13 protein-coding genes are annotated in these 22,793 nt (G+C 37.1%); 8 read left to right on the top strand and 5 right to left on the bottom strand.

What is annotated here, in order from left to right; genetic code table 11:
- Positions 1 to 52: 52 nt before the first annotated feature.
- Together CVS95_RS00235 and pbpC are read right to left on the bottom strand one after the other, a co-directional pair.
- Positions 53 to 5,173 (bottom strand): alpha-2-macroglobulin family protein, encoded by a 5,121-nt coding sequence (locus tag CVS95_RS00235; protein WP_107695153.1) that lies wholly within the window; start codon positions 5,171 to 5,173, stop codon positions 53 to 55.
- A 1-nt stretch (position 5,174) separates the two neighbouring features.
- Complete coding sequence (pbpC, locus tag CVS95_RS00230) at positions 5,175 to 7,343, bottom strand: penicillin-binding protein 1C (protein ID WP_107695152.1); 2,169 nt, start codon at positions 7,341 to 7,343, stop codon at positions 5,175 to 5,177.
- Between the two features lie 65 nt (positions 7,344 to 7,408).
- Between pbpC and CVS95_RS00225 the strand changes: the two genes are divergently transcribed.
- The 5 genes from CVS95_RS00225 to CVS95_RS09705 are packed head-to-tail and all read left to right on the top strand — an operon-like array spanning position 7,409 to position 14,256.
- A complete protein-coding gene (locus CVS95_RS00225) occupies positions 7,409 to 9,442 on the top strand; it encodes an ATP-dependent helicase (protein WP_107695151.1) in 2,034 nt (677 codons plus the stop codon).
- A 54-nt stretch (positions 9,443 to 9,496) separates the two neighbouring features.
- Positions 9,497 to 10,690, top strand: coding sequence for an efflux RND transporter periplasmic adaptor subunit (locus CVS95_RS00220; RefSeq protein WP_107695150.1), 1,194 nt, complete (start codon positions 9,497 to 9,499; stop codon positions 10,688 to 10,690).
- On the top strand, positions 10,691 to 12,619 hold the full coding sequence (locus tag CVS95_RS00215; RefSeq protein ID WP_107695149.1) for a MacB family efflux pump subunit: 1,929 nt from the start codon (positions 10,691 to 10,693) through the stop codon (positions 12,617 to 12,619). It abuts the gene before it with no gap.
- Between the two features lies 1 nt (position 12,620).
- Entirely contained in the window at positions 12,621 to 13,967 is a 1,347-nt protein-coding gene (locus tag CVS95_RS00210) for a TolC family protein (RefSeq protein ID WP_107695148.1), read from the top strand.
- Positions 13,968 to 13,971: 4 nt separating this feature from the next.
- Entirely contained in the window at positions 13,972 to 14,256 is a 285-nt protein-coding gene (locus CVS95_RS09705; protein WP_234399979.1) for a hypothetical protein, read from the top strand.
- A gap of 566 nt (positions 14,257 to 14,822) precedes the next feature.
- Here the strand turns inward: CVS95_RS09705 and CVS95_RS00200 are convergent.
- Positions 14,823 to 15,254, bottom strand: a complete 432-nt coding sequence (locus CVS95_RS00200; protein WP_107695147.1) for a GatB/YqeY domain-containing protein — start codon at positions 15,252 to 15,254, stop codon at positions 14,823 to 14,825.
- Positions 15,255 to 15,284: 30 nt separating this feature from the next.
- Entirely contained in the window at positions 15,285 to 16,187 is a 903-nt protein-coding gene (locus CVS95_RS00195; RefSeq protein WP_107695146.1) for a disulfide bond formation protein DsbA, read from the bottom strand.
- A 131-nt stretch (positions 16,188 to 16,318) separates the two neighbouring features.
- Here CVS95_RS00195 and CVS95_RS00190 point away from each other — a divergent pair, with 131 nt between their 5' ends.
- On the top strand, positions 16,319 to 17,857 hold the full coding sequence (locus tag CVS95_RS00190; protein ID WP_107695145.1) for an inorganic phosphate transporter: 1,539 nt from the start codon (positions 16,319 to 16,321) through the stop codon (positions 17,855 to 17,857).
- A 106-nt stretch (positions 17,858 to 17,963) separates the two neighbouring features.
- On the opposite strand, the gene CVS95_RS00185 is transcribed toward CVS95_RS00190, so the two are convergent.
- Positions 17,964 to 20,537 carry an ATP-dependent Clp protease ATP-binding subunit gene (locus CVS95_RS00185; protein WP_107695144.1) on the bottom strand — a complete coding sequence of 858 codons (2,574 nt, stop codon included), beginning with the start codon at positions 20,535 to 20,537 and terminating at the stop codon, positions 17,964 to 17,966.
- A 209-nt stretch (positions 20,538 to 20,746) separates the two neighbouring features.
- Between CVS95_RS00185 and CVS95_RS00180 the strand changes: the two genes are divergently transcribed.
- Both CVS95_RS00180 and purC read left to right on the top strand, forming a co-directional pair.
- The gene (locus tag CVS95_RS00180; protein WP_374057345.1) at positions 20,747 to 22,063 is read left to right on the top strand and encodes a S41 family peptidase; all 1,317 of its coding nucleotides are present in this window, start codon (positions 20,747 to 20,749) and stop codon (positions 22,061 to 22,063) included.
- A 17-nt stretch (positions 22,064 to 22,080) separates the two neighbouring features.
- Entirely contained in the window at positions 22,081 to 22,791 is a 711-nt protein-coding gene (gene purC / locus CVS95_RS00175) for a phosphoribosylaminoimidazolesuccinocarboxamide synthase (protein WP_107695143.1), read from the top strand.
- Positions 22,792 to 22,793: the final 2 nt, after the last annotated feature.

The raw sequence follows: 22,793 nt of genomic DNA, 5'->3' as shown, positions 1-22,793 counted from the left end.
AAGTGGGGAAATATGGGCTTGGGGCGGTTAAATGCCCCAAAATTTATATGGCTTATTTGACAGTAAAGCTTCGCTGAGCTAGGTCGTAATCGTTTTGTCTTTCGTTATACATATTTTCAGTTGTGACCGCGCCAAGCGAGCATTTGCCACCAAGTCTTACACGATAAGGTGTATAAAGCACAGCCTCTCTTTTGTCGCTATCTAGTGCATAAAAACTTAAAACGCGATCATCTTTTATGCTTTGATATTCAAGCTCAATGCTATCTTTAAGGCTCTTATTAAAACCACTTAGATTTTCATTTATTGGCTCAAAGCAGCTACTTACTATCTCGTTTATTACACCATTTTTAACCATAGCTTTAGAATTTATCACTATTTTTGAATAGACAACATCATTTACTCTTAGGCTGTCAAGACCTAGCTCTTTGCCTTTTTCATCGACAAACGTTCTATAAATATCAAGCTCTTTTGGCTCTATTTTATGCTTAATCTCAAGTGGCACATAAGCGTAGCTTAAGATGGAGGCATATAGCTTGTTTTCGCCAAGTGGCGTGATGGTAAAATTTCCATCTTTTGCTGTAAATGATACACTTAAAAGGCCGTCAAATTCTTTGCTTTCGCCATTGTAGCTAAGCTTAAATTTATTATTTTTCTCACCAACATCTTTGCCAAAGTAGGCATTTAGCGCTCTAAGGGTAAATGCACGCTCTTGCGTAGAGCTTAGCTCATTTAAATTTGTGATCAAGAAATTTGCAAGATCATCTGAGTAGTCGTTTTTCTCAAAATATTTTGCGTGCAGATACAAGATAAATGCATTGTCTCTCATCTTTGAGCCAAAGCTAGAATAATCCCTGCTATAATCAGCCGCCTGAGCTTTTTTAATATCTTTTAGCGCCACCTTTGCTTCGTCATTTAAGCCGTTTAGCTTTAGAGCCGCTGCCATTAGATACTTATTAAGTGCGGTCGTATTGTAAGCTTTGTGGTCATAAATTTTATTTAGCACCGATTTATCAGCAACATTTGCGCGGGAGCTTACATAAATAGCATATAGAGCTTCAATGTCTGTGTTTGTATACTTTAAGAGCGAATTTAATGCTCTTTGCTTTACATTTTTATTTAGCTCATATCCAGCCTCTTCAAGATCAAGTAGCACATCAGTTGCATAGATCGAAGCAAATGCATTTGTGCTACCCAGATCGCTCCAGTAACCAAAGCTACCATCTGGTTTTTGCATCTTAATTAGCTCACTCATACCGCTTACAATAAATCTCTTTTGGTCATTTTTTTCAAGCTCATCTTTTGGCTTTAAATTTAAAAGCGCAAGCAACCTTGAGCTCCTTTGCTCCGCACATCCGTAAGGGTACTCGACTAAATTTTTAGAAGCTGCTAATAGTACGCTTGAGACCGAGCTTGACGCATCTATACTAACATTGTGAAAGCCTTTTGGAAGCGAGATCATGCTCTCTTTGTCAAAGACGCTACTTTTTGCATAGGTGCTTATCGTATAAGGATTAACCACATCAAGTAAATTTTGAGCCGTTTTTGAGCTGTTTTTGTCGCTTATTGTTATATTGTATTCGCCAGCTCCAGCTTCAAGAGCTGAAATTTTAAATGTAAAGGCTTTATTTTCAAGCGGCTTTAAAGTCACATTTTCTTTTGTTTTAATGCTTAAATTTTTACTGCTAGCCACTTTTATGGTTAAATTTTTATCCTCATTTGTTGTGTTTATAAGCCTTAAGTTTGCATTTAGCTCATCGCCTTTTAGCAGATAAACTAACGCGCTTGGCTTAATAATCACATCATCTTTTACTAAAATTTCTTTATTTACAGCGTTCATACTATTTTCATTATTTGCCACGACATCTACTCTAATGGCAGAGTTAAAGCCATTTGGCGTTTTAAACTCGTATGAAATTTCACCATTATCGTCAGCTTGAAGGCTTACTAAATTTGCGTATGTTTTTACTTTTTTGCTATCGACTGGGCTAGCATGTTTAGCCATCTTTGCCTCCATAGCAAGTGCCGCCATATCGCCACCAAAGCTTAAAGTTTTGCCCTCGACCTTATAGTTTGTGAGCATATTATAAATGTCATAGTCAAAGACGCCATCTGGTAAAATTTTGTCAAAAAATTTAAGTGGATCGGCTGGTCTTTGTGACGTTATATCAAGCACGCCAACATCTGTGATAAATAAATTCACATAAGCTTTTGGCTTTGTTTTTAGAGAAATTTTTATATTTTCATCACTTTTTACCGTATTTGGTGCGTCAAGACTTAGATCGAGTATCCTTGACGACTTATCAGCTTTAGCATAAACCTTACCGTAAGTTCTAAACGGAGTTAATCCACCGTCTGTCATGCGGTAGATATTTGCACTCACGTAAAGTCCGCTAAAATCAAAATCAAGTTTAAATTTCACATTTGCTGAGTTATTTTTTATCTTAACAACCTTGTAGGCTTTCACGCCACCATCTTCAAGCGTAACAAGGGCGATGCCTTCTTTTATAGCTGAGCTTATATCAGCACTTAGTTCATCGCCTTTTTTGTAGATATTTTTATTTAGTTTGATTTGAGATTTACTAAGCTCTTTTGTAGGCGCTAGAGTCGAGTAATTGTAGCCACTTACGTCCATATCAAGGCTTGTGCTTGCTCCACTTACTAGATTTGTAGCGATGATCACATATGAGCCACTTTGTGTAAATTTATAGCTAAACTCGCCATTGTCTTTATAAAAATTATCCACATCTTCTAGCGTTTGAAACCACTTTATATAGCCATTTGCATCTCTTTGGTATTGCCAAGTGACACGTTTTATATCAAATTTTAAATTTGATTTTACGGCCTTTTGACTTGACATATCTACCACAACCGTTCTTATTTTTACATCTTCGTTTGGCTCAGCAAATGTCGTGCTTGCTGCGATACCGACCATATCCTTGTAAGGATAGAGCGTAAAGCTTTTTGTATCGCTTACGTTTTTGCCATCATCATTTACATTGAAATTTATCACACCTGTTATGATAGAAGAGGCATTTTTAGTGCTAAAGCTAAGATCTATCATTTGGCTTGATTTGCCCTCTTTTGAAAGAGTGAGATCGTTTTCAAAAGATGGATAAGCGCTTGGTTTTAGCGTATTGTTTTTAAATTTATACTCTTTAAACTCGCTATTTTTATATTCATCATCAAAAAAGCTAACCTGCATGCTGCCATCAAGCTCGCTAGCAGCGCCACCAAAGAGATAGTTACTAGCTAGATTGGCTCTAACAAGCTCATTTGCAAAAAATTTATCTCTCTCAAGCGTTATCTCATTTTTTATCCTATTTGGCATAAAACTCTCAACAAAAAATGGCACATTTGAGATCACTTTGCTTGCGTAAATTACTTGCATATTAAATCTACCGCTAAGATCGCTTAGTATCTCTTTTTCAAAATTTACCATGCCAACGTCATTTGTATTTTTTGAAATTTCAGCACTACTTTTGCCTTGTGGATCGAAAAATTTTATCTTTACAGGCATATTTTTTAAAGGATTAAAATCTCTATCCCTTAGATAGATTGCACCCTTTAAACTCTCATTTGGTCTTATGATATTTGAAGTAAAATGAACGTATGCATCGATGCTCTCACTGGCATTTTGGCTCATAAATTTCGCTTCATTTAGCGCTTCATCTTCTTTTAAAATAAGAAAATTTTGCTCTTTTCCAAGAGAGACAACCACCGAAGAAATATCTTTGTAAATATCTTTTTTGTTAAATTTAAAAACACCTATATCATTTGTCGCACCAACTGCGATCTCTTCGTTCTTCTTGCCATAAATTTTCACATTTGCGTTTGGAAGCATTGTATTTTCGCCAAGACGATTTGCAAATACGAAAATTTCATCCTTGCCAAGCTTTGCATTTACGGCGATATCACTTAGATAGACTACTTTTGAGACGCTCTTATCTTTGCCGTAGTTTAAATTGATCTTATAAACGCCGTCTCCAGCTCCAGCAAAGTCAAGTTTGATTTTATTTAGAGAAATTTCATTTAATGCGCCATCAAGTTTATAGCTTTTGCTTGCCACTTTTGTGCTAAAGTTACTTAACTCTTCATTATTGTCATTAAAATTTAAGAAATATCTAAAATTTTGATCACTTAGCTTTTCAATGCTTACATTTAACTCAGGCAAATTTGCACTTCTGATACCGATTTCACCGACACTTGAGATATATGGTTCATTATTTATAAAATTTGCAAACGGAGTGAAATTGCCAGCTACTACTTCATAGCTACTTTCTTCTCTTACTACATTTCTATCATCGCCAAAACCGGGCTTAATGGTGATTTCATAACTATTTTGTGGTTTAAAATCGTCACTTGTAATATCAATGTAGTAATAATATTCGCTAAGCTCTGAGTTTTCTTCGTAGTTGTCACTATATTTAACGTCACTAATGCTAAAGTTTTTTACACCTTTAATATTTATAAATTTTTTTAAGTTAATGTCGTCATCAAGCCAATTTTTTAGATAAATTCTAAAGCCCAAGATGCCATTATCAAGGCTTACTGGATAAATTTCTGATATCTCAAGACTCTTTGCATTATCATTTATATTTACGCTTTCTTCGCTTATTTCATCGGCAAAATTTACTATCGTTTCACCTGAAAGCGTTGCTCCAAATTTGCTCTCAAATTTTTCACCAAAATCAAAAACTGGATTGCTTAAATTTTTATCAAGATTAAGCTCAAAGCTATTGTTAGAAAGCTCAATTACTTTAAATTTCGCATCTTTTACGGCAATATTTTTGATCGTATCAATATTTACTTCATTATTAAATTTAAGTATATATTTGCTATCGCTTATTTTTTCTATCTTTGTTAGCTCAAATTCTTTCGTAGCAAAACTAGCAGTGCTTCCATTTTCAAGCTTGCAGCTATAATCCAAACCAGCATGCATATCTTTTGTAAAAAGCAGCAAGCTTTGATTATTAAATCTAACCGTACCATTTAATGCTGGTTGGCACAAAAGTAGCTTTTTATCGCTTAGCATACCAACAAAATTTTTATCTACTTTATCTTCTAGTCCAAACTCTACGCTTAGGGGTGATTTTATCTGTGCTGTACCATTTAGGCTCAAAGCATATAAATTTGTCATTCCCAAAAGTGCTAGAAGCGCTACTTTTTGCCACATTTTATCTCCTTATTTTTATTGTTATTTCACTTTGATTTGAGTTTTGATCAAGGCATTTTATGCTGTGCTCGCCAAGATTTAGATCAAACTTTTTTTCGCTTGCATTTTCTATCTTAGAAAAGTTCAAATCATCTATTTTTAGGTAAATTTCATCGCCTAAAAACGCGTAGCATTTTACCATAACTTGTGTAATATTTTCATCTGTCACTATCTCTTCATTGTCATACGGATAGGCAAAAACTGGTTTTTTATCTTTAAAAATTTCAGCACAAGGACTTTTTTGTATCTCATCTTTATCCAAAAGCTCATTTTTAACCAAAAAATCAAGCTCTTCGCCTCTTAAACTTTCGCATTTATCTTTTAAATCTACACCCTTTATCCTATCATCAAGCGCCATTTTTTTACACGTTTCATAGCTAAAAGCATCAAGGCAGGTTGGCAGCTTTTCTATACCATCTGGCTCACTCATAAATCTTAACTTCTCTTTTTGAGCAATTATCTTAAACATATCAAAAAGGCTCTTTGATACGTCATTTAGTCCTGTTAATTTATCAGTTTTACCGGCATTAAAATTTCCAATCCAAATAGCGATTGTGTAATTTTCATCAACGCCTATGGCGTAAAGATCGCGTGAGTTTGCGCTTGTGCCAGTTTTAAAAGCGATCTTTGGCGTATTTTGGGCGTACTGCCAAGCATTTTTTAGATATGATCTTGAGGCTTCGCTTAGCATTTTAGCGGTCAAATAGGCACTTTGAGGTGAAATGAGGGTTATATTTTTCTCTTCATTTTTGTAGTTTTTGCCAGCAAACTCAAGCGGCCTATAAATACCGTCATTTGCATAAATAGTATAAAGGTGAGCAAGATCAAGCAGGCTCATTTCAGCACTTCCAAGCGTTATAGAAGCTCCATAATACTCTTTATCTTCATCTACTAAATTTACCTTTTCAAGTAGTTCGTAAAGCGAATTGTCTTTTAGTTTTAAGTTTAAATTTATAACTGGGATATTTAGGCTAAAATTTAGAGCATCTTTCGCACTTACGATACCTAAAAAATCATTACTAAAATTTTTTGGAGCATACTCTTTTATATAAATTTGCGTATCAATTAGCTGCGAGTTTGGCGTGATGAGCCCACTATCAAGCGCAAGCGAGTAGATAAAAGGCTTTAGCGTGCTACCGGTGTTTCGCTTCATATTTAGGGCTGAGTTTTTGCCGTCACGCGCGTGCTCATCATGTGAGCCGATGAAGGCAACAACGCTCATTTTTTTATTGTCGATGACCACGGCAGCGGCATTATTTGCGTTTTTAGCCTTTAGCGAAAACATCGTATCTTTTAAAATTTTAAGCATATCTTTTTGTAAATTTAGATCCAAACTCACCTTTGAAATTTGGTTTTTAAAAGCGACATTTGCGTAGTCGCTAGCATTTACAACAGCCCTTATCCTTACATTTTTAAATGGCTCAGCTTGAGCTCTTTTAAATGCACTAAGATCGATTAAATTTGCCTTATAAAGCATCTTTATGACCCTGTTTTTTAGAGCATTTATGTTTGAAACGCGGTCAAGTCTATTTTTGTTTGGATTTTTGGGTATCGTGCTTAAAAGTGCAGCCTGAGCGTAGCTAAGCTCATTTAGCTCTTTGCCAAAATAAAAAAAGCTAGCCGCCTTTGCACCCTCTATATTTCCGCCATATGGAGCTAAATTTAGGTATAAATTTAAAATTTCATCCTTGCCAAAGTGAAGCTCAAGCTGAAATGCTCTAAAAATTTCTCTTATCTTGTTTTTATAGCTTCGATCACTTGGCTCCAGCATCCTGGCTACTTGCATCGTGATAGTGCTAGCGCCTATTCGGTTGTCGCTTCTTAGATTGTGAAAAAATGCTCTAAAAATGGAGGCAAAATTTACCCCAAAATGGTAGTAAAAGTACCTATCCTCAAAAAGCACAACGCATTGTTTTAGCGAGTTTGGGAAGCTTTGCTCGTGAAATCTCCAAATTCCATCGCTGCTAAGCTTCATATTTATAATGTTGCCATTTTTATCAAGCAAAATTTTGGCTTCATCTTTTTTAAGCGCCTCTAAATTTAGTGGATAAATTTGATCAAATATTAAAAATATAGCGACCACTAAAGCCAAAAATAGAGCAAGGAATTTTAGAAATTTAAACTTTTTCATCGGCGTGATTATAGCTGTTAAAGTTTAAGTAGCTATAATTAGCCCTTTTTAAAAAAGAGGAAACAATGCCCTTATCTAGGTTAAACAAAGAACAATACACCGCCGCAACTGCGCCATTTGGACACAATCTCATCATCGCTTCAGCTGGCACTGGCAAGACTAGCACTATTGTCGCACGCATCGCTCATTTACTAAATTTAGGTGTTGCGCCAGAGAAAATTTTGCTTCTAACATTTACAAACAAGGCCGCAAGCGAGATGATAGAGCGTTTAAATAGGTATTTTGATAAATCAATAACTTCCAAAATCACTGCAGGCACCTTCCACTCGGTCTCATTTTCGCTTTTAAAAAGCCTTGATAAAGGCGTCACACTAAAGCAGCCAAGCGAGCTAAAGACGCTTTTAAAAAGTCTTGTTGAGAGGCGAAAATTTTATCATTTAAGCGACGTCAAACCTTATGGCGGGGCTTATCTATATGACCTTTATTCGCTATTTCAAAACAGCGAGCAAGGCACAACATTTGGCAAATGGATAAGCGATAAGAGCGAAGAGCAGGGCGTTTATGCTGAAATTTATGAAGACGTGCTAGAGGAGTTTGAGGCTGAAAAGGCCAAATTTTCTTACGCTGACTTCAATGATCTTCTCATAAAAATGCGCGACGAGCTAAAAAAAGGTGCAAATTTATCTTATGATGAAATTTTGATCGATGAGTATCAAGACACAAACACGCTTCAAGGTAGCCTCATAGACGCATTTAGGACAAATAGCCTCTTTTGCGTGGGCGATTTTGACCAGAGCATCTACGCATTTAACGGCGCAAATATCGAGATAATAGGCTCATTTAAAGATCGCTTCCCAAGCGCAAACATCTACGCTTTAAATGTAAACTACCGCTCAAGCTCAAGCATACTTGCCCTTGCAAATAAGGTCATAAACAACAACCCAAGGCTTTATGAAAAGCACTTAACCGTTAGCCGCGAGGGAAATTTCAAGCCCCCAAGGCTGCTTGTCTATAACGAGCTTTTTGATCAGTATCAAAACATCGCTGACATTATCTCACTTTCGCCATTTAATAGAGAAAATATCGCCATAATCTTTAGAAATAACTCATCAGCCGATGGCATCGAGGTCGCGCTAAAAGAGCGAGGTATCAGCTCAAAGCGAAAGGGCGGGGTGAGCTTCTTTGAAAGCCGTGAGATCAAGGCACTCATCGATATCATGGGAATTTATGTCAATCCAAAAGATATAATGGCATTTATCCACATCTGCGAATATGCAAAGGGCGTTGGTAGCGCAGTTAGCAAGGAAATTTTTGACGCGCTTCTTAAGCTTGGACATGGAAATTTGATAAAAGGGATAGTTGAGCCAGATGAAAGCGTAAATATCTCATCAAACAAAAGGCGAAACTACCAGCTGGGCCTTTTTGACGATCTTGACGAATTTGCCGAGATTTCAAGGTTTTCCAAGCTTGGCTTTAGCGATAAATTCCTAGGTCATCCTGTGCTAAAACTACAAAAGCTAAGCGAGAGTGGGGCGCAGTTTTTATATGAAATTTACAACTTTTTAAGAGGCATGAGAAATATCTCAAAGCCAGCCACGATGATAAATGAGATAAAAACTAGCAAAATTTACTCTTTAATCGTTGAAAATCTCAGCACAAAAAGAGCAACTCTAAAAAACGGCAACGTCGATCTTGCGCTAAAAGAAGAGGTCAAAGAGCGCATAATGGCAAAGAGTGTGGTGCTAAGCGAGCTAGCCAAAAAATATCAAGATATCAGTAAATTTTACAACTTCTTAGCCCTTGGCAGCAACGAGATGAGCGAAGGGCAGGGCGTTAGTTTGCTCAGCGTGCATGCGAGCAAGGGGCTTGAGTTTGACCAGGTCTTTATCGTCGATCTTGCACAAAACCGCTTTCCAAATTTAAAGCTAATGAGCATGGGTGGCAGCCTAGAAGAAGAAAGACGGCTCTTTTACGTAGCAGTAACCAGAGCAAAAGACGAACTATATCTTAGCTATGCAAAATACGACAAGATAAAGAAGGTGAATTATCAGCCAAGTAGGTTTTTGATAGAGGCTGGCATGGCGAAAGAGGAAGTTTAAAGAGAATTTTAATCTTATTAAGTAAAATTGACCAATTTTTTACAAAGAGAAGCAATGAAAAAATCTAAAATTTTAATAATCCTGCTTATTCTAGGCGTCGGTGGATATTTTATCTATGATAATTTTTTTAAGATAAAAGATGAAAAGGTGGAATTTATCACCAAAAAGGCAAAGAAAGGTTCATTCAGTAAAAAAGTCGATGCGACTGGAGAAATTTTCGCCACAGAGCTAGTTGATGTGGGTGCTCAGGTGAGCGGCCAGATAAAAAAGCTCTACGTTAAGCTTGGAGATCAGGTCAAAAAAGGCGATATGATCGCAAGTATCGATAGCTCGACCCAGCAAAATAACATCGATAATAAAGAGGCGCAACTAGCTATCTACAAAGCTCAACTTGAAAGTGCAAAAGTGGCTCTAAACATTGCAAAAACGCAGTTTGATAGAGAAAATGCACTTTTTGCCAAAAATGCCACTTCAAAACAAGAATTTGAAAGTGCAAAAAATACTTATAGCACAAATAGCGCCAAGATAAAGGAGCTCGAGGCTCAGATAAAGCAGACAAATATCGAGCTAAGCACAGCTAAGATAAATTTAGGCTACACAAAGATCACCGCCCCAAGATATGGCACTGTAGTAAGCGTGCAGGTCGAAGAGGGACAGACTGTAAATGCCAACCAAACTACACCAACTATCGTAAAAATCGCAGATCTTAGCTATGTCAAGATGAAGATGCAAATAGCCGAGGGTGACATCACAAAGGTCAAAGTTGGCACGCCAGTTGAGTACTCGATCCTATCTGAGCCAACGAAAAAATTTCAAACAACGGTTAGTTCGATTGACCCTGGCTTAACGACATTAAGCGATGGTAACTACGGCTCTAGCAGTAGTAGCAAATCCACAAGCTCAAGCACTTCAAGCAACTCAGCTGTTTATTATTACGCGCAAAGCATAGTTGAAAATAAAGATAAAATTTTAAGAATAGGCATGACTACGCAAAATGAGCTTTTAATAGCAAACGTAAATGATGCTATCATAGTACCAAGCATCGGCATCAAAAGAGATGAAAACGGCACATTTGTCTATGTTCTAAAAGATGGTAAAGCGGTAAAAACAGCGGTAAAAACTGGCATAAAAGACAACCTCGATACGCAAATAATTAGTGGCGTAAATGAGGGTGATGAGATCATCACATCACAAGGCTCAGCAAGCGAAATAGCCAAGATGATCGAAAAAGAAAATAAGAAGTTTTAAGTGATAAGTCTAAAAAATATAACAAAAAGCTTTAAGCTAGGTGAGAATGAAATAGAAATTCTTCATGGCATAAATTTAGAGATAAAAAAGGGCGAATTTATAGCCATTATCGGTCAGTCTGGCTCTGGCAAATCAACCCTGATGAACATCCTTGGCTGCTTAGATAGCCCAAGTGGCGGACAGTACTTGCTAGATGGCAAAGATATATCAAAATTTGATAGTGACGCACTTGCTAAGCTTAGACGAGATAAATTTGGCTTTATCTTTCAAAGATATAACCTTCTTAGCACAATGAATGCTCTTGAAAACGTCGCACTTCCAAGCATTTACGCAGGGGCAAATAAGAGCGACCGAGAAAAAAGAGGAATGGAGATTTTAGACTCTCTTGGCCTTAGCGAAAAGGCTAAAAATTTACCAAATAAACTCTCAGGCGGACAGCAGCAAAGGGTCTCCATAGCAAGGGCGCTGATGAATGGTGGCGAGATCATCTTGGCTGATGAGCCAACAGGAGCGCTTGATAGCAAAAGCGGTCTTAGAGTGATGGAAATTTTAGTGGATCTTTACAAAAAAGGTCACACCATCATCATCGTCACGCACGACCCAAAGATCGCCGAATACGCGAGTCGTGTGATCGAGATAAAAGATGGCAACATCGTAAGCAACAACGTAAAAAATAGTGAAATTTACGAGGCCAAAAAGCAAACTCAGCCAGAAAAGAGCAAATTTACCTACTATAAAGACCAGCTCATAGAGAGCTTTAAAATGTCGGTAAATGCGATGCTAGCGCACAAACTAAGATCGCTTTTAACGATGCTTGGCATTATAATTGGCATCACGGCGGTCATTAGCGTCGTAGCTCTTGGTAAAGGCTCACAGGAGCAAATTTTAGCTGGCATCAGAAAGATCGGCACAAATACGATCGACATAATGCCAGGAAAAGGCTTTGGCGATATGCTCTCAGGTAGGGTAAAAACGCTCTCTATAAGTGACGCGAATATGCTCTCAAAGCAGTCATTTCTTGACTCAGTCACTCCAAACACAAGTACTTCAGGCGTACTAACGTATGAAAATATCTCCTTAACAGCGACACTAAAAGGCGGTGGAGTAGGGAGCTTTGACGTAAATGGACTAAAACTAGAAAAGGGAAGAATTTACGATGATGAGGAGGTTTTAAACTCAGATTCTGTCACATTAATAGACCAAAACACCAAAAACAGTATATTTAAAAACGAAGACCCTATCGGTAAGATCATACTTTTTAATAAAAAGCCACTTCGCATTATAGGTGTTTTACAAAAAGATGAGTTTAAAATCGGCGATGCTAGCTCACTTAAAATTTATGCTCCATATACGACTGTGATAAACAAGATAACGGGCGATAAATTTATTAGCTCAATAACCGTAAAAGTAAATGAAAGCGTAAATGCTCAAATCGCAGAAAAGAGCCTGACTGATCTTTTAACGATAAAACACGGCAAAAAAGACTTCTTTACAAGAAATTCTGATAGCATCAAGCAGACTATCGAAGAGACGATCTCGACGATGCGCCTTCTAATATCAAGTATCGCCGTAGTTTCACTAGTAGTTGGTGGTATAGGCGTGATGAATATCATGCTAGTCTCAGTCACTGAGCGCACCAAAGAGATAGGCATCAAAATGGCAATCGGAGCCAGACAGAGCAACATCTTGCAGCAGTTTTTGATAGAGGCGGTGCTACTTTGCTTAATTGGCGGAGCTATCGGCATAGCCTTTTCTTACGCGATCGGCTACATATTTAATAACTTTTTAGATGGCTTTAGCATGATCTTTTCAAACGGCTCGATCGTGCTTGCACTTGTCACATCGATGGCGATTGGCATCATATTTGGCTACATGCCTGCCAAAAATGCCTCAAAACTAAATCCAATAGATGCGCTTTCAAGGGAGTAATATGAAATTTCTAAGCTTAGCTTTAGTGCTCGTTTTAAGCGGCTGCGCTGTTAAAAATATAGATGAAAACTACAAGCAAATTTTACTTGAAGATAACGCTAGCAGGGAGCTAAATTTAAACACTTCTTGGTGGAAAGAGTATCATCAAAGCTACCTTGATGAGCTTGTAGAACTTACGCTTAAAAATAACACCGACCTTGCAAAAGCAGCGATAAATGTAAATAAGGCACTCGCTCAAGCTGGCATTTTGGAGGCAAATTTGATCCCAAGCTTTAACGCTGGCATTGAGGCATCAAGCAACAAAAATATAAAAGAGGGTGGTGCTTCTAGCAGAAATTTTGGCTCAAATATAGGGCTTAGCTACGAGCTTGATCTTTGGCAAAAGCTAGCAAATAGCAGAAATGCAGCGATGTTTGAGGCAGATGCTACTAAATTTGACCTAGAAGCCGGCAAACTAAGTGTGATAAACTCCGTAGCAGACGCTTATTTTCAAATTTTATATCTAAACGAGAGTATAAAAAATTATGAACAAATTTTAGAAATTTATAATGAGCTAAATAAGATAGTTGGGCTTAAATTTGAGCTTGGCAAAGAGGAAGCGCTAAGCCTAAAACAGATAAATTCACAGCTTTTAAACGCTCAAAACAAGATAGAAAGTGCCAAAAAAGAGCTTGTGGCTGCTAAAAAAACACTTAGAATTTTGCTAAATGAGAGGCCAGATTTTGAGCTTAAATTTGAGGGCCTCACGCTAAGTCCTGTAAAAAAAGTGGGCGTTGATCTAGAAGTGCCAACAAGCGCCATAGCAAACAGACCTGATCTAAGAGCGGCCATTTACCGCATAGAAGAGGGTATCTTAAACTATAAAGCTAGTCAAAAAGAGTTCTATCCAAGCATCACATTAGGAGCCAGCCTCAAAAGCAGTTCAAACACAAAAGAGGGCGCATTTAGCCTTAAATTTCTAAATGGTAACATTGCTTTAAATTTACCGTTTTTAAACTACTCTAAGCTAAAGTCAAATTTAAAAGTAAGTGAGGCAAATTTTGAGCTTGCAAAAATAAACTACATAAGCACTCTAAATAGCGCATTAAACGAAATAGACGCATTTTACAAAGGCTACTTAAACGACGAAGCACTACTTACAAACTACCAAGAGCAGATAAGAAACTACGAGGAAATTTCAAAAATTTACGAGCTAAAATACTCTTATGGCAAGGTTGAGTTAAAGCAGTTTTTAGAAGCCAAAAATAGCGAGTTAGAAGCCAAAATAGGGCTACTAAAGGCAAAATACACGCTCTTACAAGATGAGATAAATATCTACAAAGCCATGGCAGGCAAATTTAATAGGTAAATTTATGAGCTCGGCTTGGGACTATGAGGCAAATGCGTGTAGCAGTGATGGCAAATTTAGCGCCAAATTTGAAGGCTATGAGGTCGCTATGGGCGCTCCAACCCTTGGCGAGCTACGACTTTTTATAAATAGCAAGCACTGTCTAAAATTAAAAAATGAGCCTTCAAGCCACAAAAAAAGACTATCAAATTTTGATCAAAATTTAGTTAAAGTGACGATGCGCTTCAAATTTTACTTAGCGAAAGGGCGACTGCTTGCTTTTTGTTTTCAGAGGACTCTAAATTTCTAGCTTTTTCTGAATGGACGGCAGATAAAATGCAGATCGTAAAGGTAGTGCACCTAGCCGATATGAGCATAAAAACTGATAATAGGCGCTCTCTCATTTGATGATGGCGTGCTTGAAATTTTAGACTCACCGATCTTTATGCCTAAAAACTACACACTAAATGTCCACATACTTTTCTAATAGTTAAATTTAAAAATAGGGTAGCTAAATTTTCTACCACAATTATTTTTGAAAATTGTAAAATTTTAACTGATTTTTTACAAATGTTTTTACATTAAATTTAATGGATAAATTAAAATCATACAAAAGATAAAATCCAAAATAAGCCTATAAATCAATATTTAAATTCATTTAAAAGAAAAAATAAGAAAATTAAAATAACAATTTGAAAATTACAGTTTTCAATATAAATATATAAAAAAGCTTGTATTTTACCTTTTAACATATTCATATAAGTATTATGCTTTTAAAATTATCTTTTTAAAATGAAAGTCGTATTTGATTTTTTGAAAACTTACAACATTTAGAAGTAAGTTTTCAAAATTAGAAGTTTTATAAGATTGTAGATTTTAAGCCAAAAGCTCTTTTGCGATCATACTCATGCGTTTTGCTTCAGCACTTGCTCCGATCTCATCTTTTGCTATTTTCATTACAGCGCCTAAATTTTTACCAACTCTTTCAATAATCTTTTTTATTTTTTCTTTAAGCTCTTCATCGCTTAGTTGTGCTGGCAAATATGCCTTAATAAGTTCAATCTCGCCCTGCTCTTTTTTAGCCAAATCCTCCCTAGTGCCTTTTATATAAAGCTCAACCGAGTCAGCCCTCTTTTTGATCTCCTTTTGAAGTAGCGGAAGTACCACTTCATCAGTCATTTCGATCCTTTGATCTACTTCAACTTGCTTAAGTGCTGCATTTAGCGTTCTTAAAGTATCTCTTTTAAACTCATCTTTTGCCTTCATAGCCTCTTTTATATCAGCTAAAATTTGCTCTCTTATGCTCATTTTCTCTCCTTTAAATTTTTGAAATATTAACTAAAAATTTGTGATAATTTCTTGAAATTTTCCTTGCAGATAGGCCACACCAACACCCTCTCTAAGCCCATCGTCAATAACTAAAAATTTTGCTTCTTGTCCACTTAAAAGCTCCTCTAAAAGCAAGGTTCCGGCGATGAGTGGATACTTTCTGTTTCTTCCAACCGCCACATCAGCGCTCTTATCGTCCATCTTTAAAAGCTCATTTACAAACCAGGCAAGATCGTCATTTTTAAGCTTAAATCCGTTTACTTTTTTTGGATCATAGTTCTCGTAGCTAAGTCCTAGTCGTAGCGCTGCGATAGTAGTTGGTACGCCAGAAGTCAGCACGATAAATCTATTTCTTAAGCTATTTAAAAATTCTCTTGCATCTTTTGTGTAAATTTTTGCATTTTCTTGCATTAAATCAAGCGTTTTAAATTTCTCAAAAAATGTAATAATGCCAAATTTAAAACTCATAAAATTTCCATCTTCGCCGATCTCTGAGCTTGCTCCACCGATGTCAATGATACTAAAATTTTCACTGATTCCAAGCTTTTTAAAAGCATTTTGAACACCCAAAAATGTAAGCTTTGCTTCTGCTTTGCCACTGATGATATGAAAATTTATACCAAATTTATCTCTTATCTCGCTAAAAATCTCTTCGCTATTTGATGCCACTCTAAAAGCCTCAGTTGCGACTGCTACGCATTTAAATTTATCAAAATCAAATTTATTTTTAGCCTCTGTTATCGCTTCAAAGAGCCTATTTTTAGACTCATCTGCTATCTTGCCACTTTCATTTAGCCCTCTAGCAGCTCCTACTATCTTTTCATAAATTTGCTCATTACTAAAGCCATTTTGCTCTTTTTTGACAAGTGCTAGGCGAAATGTGTTTGAGCCAAGATCGATCGCTATAACCAAAATTTATCCTTAAAAAATTTTTGCAGATTCTAACATATGATAATTTAGTATCATTTAAAGTTGAAAAATTCTAAAAACTTTAATATTTTTCAAGATATAATCCATATCAAAAACCTTATAAGGGGGCTTGATTGCTTCGAGATAACTTATTGGCATTTGTTATTTTCGTAATTTGTAGCGTTGGATTTTTCGTTTGGGGCTATCAATACATCCCGACAAATAACTACTTTTTATTCTTGATCGCCGGCATGTTTGGTCTTTTTATGGCCTTTAATATCGGTGGAAATGACGTTGCAAACAGCTTTGGCACAAGTGTTGGCGCTAAGACTCTTACGCTTAAGCAAGCTCTTATCATTGCAGCCATTTTTGAGCTTAGCGGTGCTATATTTGCAGGATCAGAGGTTACAAATACGATTAGAAACGAGATCGTGAAATTTCCAAGCGATCTAAATCCGATGAAATTTGTCATCATCATGATCTCAGCCCTTCTTAGCTCAGGCCTTTGGCTATTTTACGCATCCAAAAAAGGTCTACCAGTCTCGACTACCCACTCGATCGTTGGCGGCATCGTTGGTGCAGGACTTGCTATGGGCTTTATGATAAAAGATCCAGAACCATTTAGCATGGTCTCATGGGGTGAGATTGGCAGGATTGCCGTAAGTTGGGTTATCTCACCACTGCTTGGAGGTGTGATGTCTTACATTATATTTGGCTACGTAAAAAGTAAGATTATTGAGCCAACACATGAACTTAAAATGAATCTAAAAGCTCTAAAAGCTGAGCGAAAAGCTTATAAAGAAAGCTTTATAAAGGCACTAAAAACGAAGCCGGCTGAGGAGCAAATAGCTACTCTTTCAAAGATCGCAGTTATCGATGAGGACGAGATCGAAACCACTGAATACAGCGAGTACCGTTCAAAAATTCGCATTATGAAAGACGGTGAAAAAGAGATAGACACTTTTAAAGCAATGAAAAAACATATCCCAATCATCGCTGGATTTGCCGCAATGGTGATCTCATCGATGATGCTTTTTAAAGGGCTTGAGCATATAAATTTAGCCTTTAGTATCATCCAAACTATCTGGATCATCTTTGTTATCGGAGCTCTGGCGTATCTTGCAAGCCTTGCTATCATAAATGTCATGAGCAAAAACGATAGCGAAAAGAGTATCAATAGAATTTTCTCATGGTTTCAAATTTTTACCGCTTCATCTTTTGCATTTTCACACGGAGCAAACGACATCGCAAACGCTGTTGGACCATTTGCCGCCGTGCTTGATGTGTTAAAAACTGGCTCTATAAACGAAAGCTCGCCGATACCTAGCATCGCAATGGTGACCTTTGGCATCTCGCTTGTCGTTGGACTTTGGTTTTTAGGCAAAGAGGTCATCACCACTATCGGCTCAAAACTAGCTGAAATTTTACCTACGACTGGCTTTAGCGCCGAGCTTGCCTCAAGTATCGTCATACTTCTAGCTACAAAGCTTGGCATACCAGTTAGCTCAACGCATATCCTAATAGGCGCAGTTTTAGGTATCGGTATCGTAAATAAAAATGCAAACTGGAAAATGGTAAAACCAATCATCCTTGCTTGGCTCATCACACTTCCTGCAGCTGCTATCTCATCAGCTATATTTTATTTTGCCCTTGCTAAATTTTTAGGCGTTTAGTTATATTTTTAAGTAGCAAAAAGCGCCCTATTTTTTAGATATTTTTTGTATAAAAATTTATATGAGAGCTTGGCAAGTTGATCCAACCTGCCAAGTAAATTTGAAGTTATTTTTTCTTAATGATAATCTTCTCACTATCGCTATCAATGGTGATCTCATCGCCACTTTCAAGCTCATCTTTTAAGATCATATCAGCGATCTTATCTTCAACTAGCTCATAAAGCGCTCTTCTAAGAGGTCTTGCGCCATAAACTATGTCAAAGCCAGCTTTTGCGATAAATTTCTTAGCCTCTTCGCTCAAAACTGCCTTTATGCCGCGGTTATGAAGAGTTTTTTCAAGCTCTTTAAACATGATCTCAACGATAGAGATTAGACCCTCTTCATTTAAAGGATTAAATATGATAGTATCATCAAGCCTATTTAAAAACTCAGGCTTAAAGTAGTTTTTAAGCTCGTTTTTAACAGCCACATCACGATCTTCGCCCTTTAGCTCCATTATGAAATTTGAAGCGATGTTTGAAGTTAAAATGATGATCGTGTTTTTAAAATCAACCGTTACACCTTTGTTATCAGTCGCACGTCCGTCATCTAAAATTCCCAAAAGTATGTTAAATACATCTTTGTGAGCCTTTTCAACCTCGTCAAAAAGTATGACTGAATAAGGTCTTCTGCGAACTGCCTCTGTTAGCTGACCTCCCTCATCGTAGCCTACATATCCTGGAGGCGCACCAAGAAGCCTGCTCACGCTATGTTTTTCCATATATTCGCTCATATCAAAGCGGATAAGCGCCTTCTCATCGTCAAATAAAAATTTAGCCAAAGCCTTAGCAGACTGAGTTTTGCCAACCCCTGTTGGACCAAGAAATAAAAACGAACCAATCGGCCTTTGACCTTCATTTAGGCCGGCTTTATTTCTCTTAACAGCACGTGCAAGTGCGTGTAGTGCGTCATCTTGACCAACAACGCTCTCTCTTAGATGCTCTTCGATGCGCAGATACTTCTCTTTTTCACTTGTTAGCATCTTCTTAACTGAAATTCCAGTCCATTTGCTCAAAATTTCAGCCACAAGCTCTTCATCGACTTGATTTTTAAGAAGTACGCCCTCTTTTTTCATACTTTCCCATTTTTCTTCAAGCTCGTGTTTGTGCTTTTTAGCGTCAGCTATTTTGCCGTATTCTATCTCAGCAGCCTTTTGAAGATCGCCATTTCTTTTAGCTATCTCAGCTTGTGATTTTAGGCTATCGATCTCTTTTGTTGCTTTTGAAATTCCGCCAAAAACAGCCTTTTCGTTTTCAAATTTAGTATCAAGCGCTAGCTTCTTCTCATTTAGATCAGCTATCTCTTTTTCGATCTCGCCAAGTCTTTCTTTATTTTTATCCGCATCCTCCATCTTTAGAGCTTCTTTTTCTACTTGAAGCGTTACGATCTCGCGTTTTATCTTTGAAAGCTCGTATGGCTCGCTCTCTATTTGCATCTTAAGCTCAGCTGCTGCCTCATCTATAAGGTCGATCGCCTTATCTGGCAAGAAGCGGTTTGCGATGTAGCGGTCACTTAACCTTGCTGCGGCAACTAGCGCACTATCTGTTATCGTGATGCCGTGGTGAACTTCAAGACGCTCTTTTATACCACGTAAAATTTGAAGTGCCTCATTTACGCTTGGCTCTTTGACGTCTATTGGCTGGAAGCGCCTTTGAAGTGCCGCATCTTTTTCAAAGTACTTTCTATACTCTTTTAATGTCGTCGCACCAACAGCGTGAAGCTCGCCACGTGCAAGAGCTGGTTTTAGGATATTTGCAGCGTCCATTCCGCCCTCGCTCGCACCAGCTCCTACTATGGTGTGAATCTCATCTATAAAAAGTATGATATTACCAGCTTTTTTGACCTCGTCGATGACAGCTTTTAGCCTATCTTCAAACTCACCTCTATACTTTGCACCAGCTACGACTGCACTCATATCAAGCGCGACAACACGCTTGTTTGCAAGGCTTGTTGGCACATCACGAGCCACTATCTTTTGAGCCAAGCCCTCAACGATGGCTGTTTTACCAACGCCTGGCTCACCAAGCAAGATAGGGTTGTTTTTACTCTTTCTTATTAAAATTTGCATCATCCTAGTGATCTCTTCATCACGGCCGATGACTGGATCAAGCTCTTTATTTAGTGCTTTTTGCGTTAAATCTATGCCAAATTTTTCTAAACTATCGAGCGTATCATCGCCAGTTTGGCTATCTATTTTTTTGCCGCCTCTTATGCTCTCAAGGTTCTTTTTGATCTCCAAGATGTCACAAAATTTACTTAAAATTTGTTTGATCTCACTAAGCTCAAGAGATGAAATGATCCATGTATCAACAGCTATGTAGCTATCGCCCATGCTTACCATCAAAGCTTTTGCATTTTCAAGAGAGTTTATAAGCTCTCTTGAAACTGAAACGTTATCTTTTGTAACGTTTGAGCTGCTTGGAAGTGAAGAAATTTTACTTTTTACTTCAAGCTCGACAGCATCTTTACTTACATTCATTTTATTAAACACTTGGTTTAAAATAGAATTACTATCTGCAAGCAAAGCCCAAAAAATATGAAGCGGAACAACTTGCGGATTTTTAGAAAATATCGCTAAACTAATACCTTTTTCAAGAGTTTCTTGCATCTGAGCTGTTAAATTTTCTGTTATATCAGCCATTAAATCTCCTTGGATTATTTTATATGGTCGCCATTATATAACTTTAGTCTTATATTGTCAAGTATTTTTATAATGCTTGTCACTCTTTTTATTTAATTGCTAAAATTTACCGTTATAAATTTGTATCAAAAAAACTATCCAAAAGCAAAAATATAAGCTTAAATTTATACTTTTTTTAGCCAAAAGCTAATAGAATTGAGCCAAAAATTATAGGAGAAATTTTGAATAAATTTAGTAGATTTTTTGCACTAAAAATTACAGGTGCCTTGCTTATCTCAAGTGTAGCAGTGAATGCACTTTTTGCAAAGAGTGAAGACGAAGCAAGTGCGAAGCTTGAAGCACTTTCAAAGCTTACAAAAACAATTTCAACCGTTGAAAAATACTATGTTGATGACATTAAATTTAAAGAGATCATCGATAAAGCCATTGCTGGTTTAATGCAAAATTTAGATGCCCACTCAAGCTTTTTAAATGAAAAAGCTTACAAAGATATGCAGGTGCAAACAAGTGGAGAATTTGGTGGCCTTGGCATAACAGTTGGCATGAAAGATAGCGCATTAACCGTTATCTCACCGATAGAAGATACCCCAGCTGATAAAGCAGGTATAAAATCGGGCGATATCATCTTAAGAATAGATGGTAACTCGACTATCGGCACAACGATAGATGAAGCTGTAAATAAAATGCGCGGTAAGCCAAAAACTCCAATAACTATCACAATTTTGCGAAAAGGTGAGCAAAAACCATTTGATGTAAAGATCATAAGAGATCTAATAAAGGTTGAATCTGTCTATGCAAAAATGATAGAAAATGACAACATTCTTTACGTGCGTGTTACAAATTTTGACAAAAATGTTGTTACAAAGGTAAAAGAAGCGATCAAAGAGTATCCAAAAGCAAGTGGCATCATACTTGATCTTAGGAATAACCCTGGCGGACTTTTAAATCAAGCTGTCGATCTAGTTGATCTTTTTGTAGATAACGGCGTCATCGTCTCTCAAAAAGGTCGCGACGCATCTGAGAATGTAGAGTATAAAGCAAGTGCTAGTAAAACTCTTTCAAAACTACCGCTTGTTGCACTAGTAAATGGCGGAAGTGCTAGCGCTAGTGAGATCGTAAGTGGCTCACTTCAAGACCATAAACGTGCTGTAATAATCGGCGAAAATACCTTTGGAAAAGGCAGCGTTCAAGTAATCCTTCCAATAGACGACACCGAAGCATTAAGGCTAACCATCGCAAGATACTACTTGCCAAGTGGCAGAACTATCCAAGCAGTTGGCGTAACACCTGATGTAGTCGTGCATCCTGGCAAAGTGCCACAAAGCGACGATAGTGCATTTAGTATCAAAGAGAGCGAGTTAAAAGCGCACCTAAAAAGCGAGCTAAATAAGATAAATCCTACAAGCGAGGGCAATAAAACTGAAGCAAAAGATGATAAAAAGATAATCACGCAAAAAAAAGTTGATGAAGATATTCAATTAAAAACGGCAATTGATACGATCAAAATTTTAAAAATAAAACAATAAATTAGAAGGAGATCTCCATGCAAAAAAGAGAGCTTATTTACGAGGGGAAAGGTAAAAAAATGTATGCCACAGACGATGCAAATCTGCTTGTGGCTGAATTTAAAGACGATCTAACAGCATTTGATGCTCAAAAAAGAGGCAACGAAGCTGGAAAAGGCGCATTAAATAATAAAATTTCAACACAGCTTTTTAAGCTTTTGGAGAGTAAAGGCATCGTGACTGACTTAGTTGAGACTATCAGCGACACTGAGCAAGTAGTCAAAAAATGTGAGATCATACCTCTTGAAGTTGTTGTTAGAAATATCGCAACTGGTTCACTTAGCAAAAGACTTGGCATAAAAGAAGGCACAGTTTTACCTTTTACACTTGTTGAGTTTTACTACAAAAACGACGATTTGCACGATCCATTAGTAACAGATGAGCACTGTATCATTATGGGATTAGTAAAGAGCGAAAAAGATCTTCAAACTCTAAGACATACAGCAAGAGAGATTAACTCTATATTATTTAAATTTTTTGCCGAAAGAGATCTAAAACTAGTTGATTTTAAAATAGAATTTGGTATAGATAAAGACGGCAATATCATTTTAGCTGATGAGATAAGCCCTGATAGTTGTAGATTCTGGGATGCAACAACAAATGAAAAACTTGATAAAGATAGATTTAGACAAGACCTTGGTAGCGTAAAAGTCGCTTACGAAGAAGTTTTAAGAAGAATTCTTTCTTAAGG

It is taken from the genome of Campylobacter concisus (assembly GCF_003048905.1).
In the GTDB taxonomy this organism is placed as follows: domain Bacteria; phylum Campylobacterota; class Campylobacteria; order Campylobacterales; family Campylobacteraceae; genus Campylobacter_A; species Campylobacter_A concisus_V.
The sequence above is the reverse complement of the archived record's forward strand: the minus strand, read 5'-3'. Positions and strand labels throughout refer to the sequence as shown.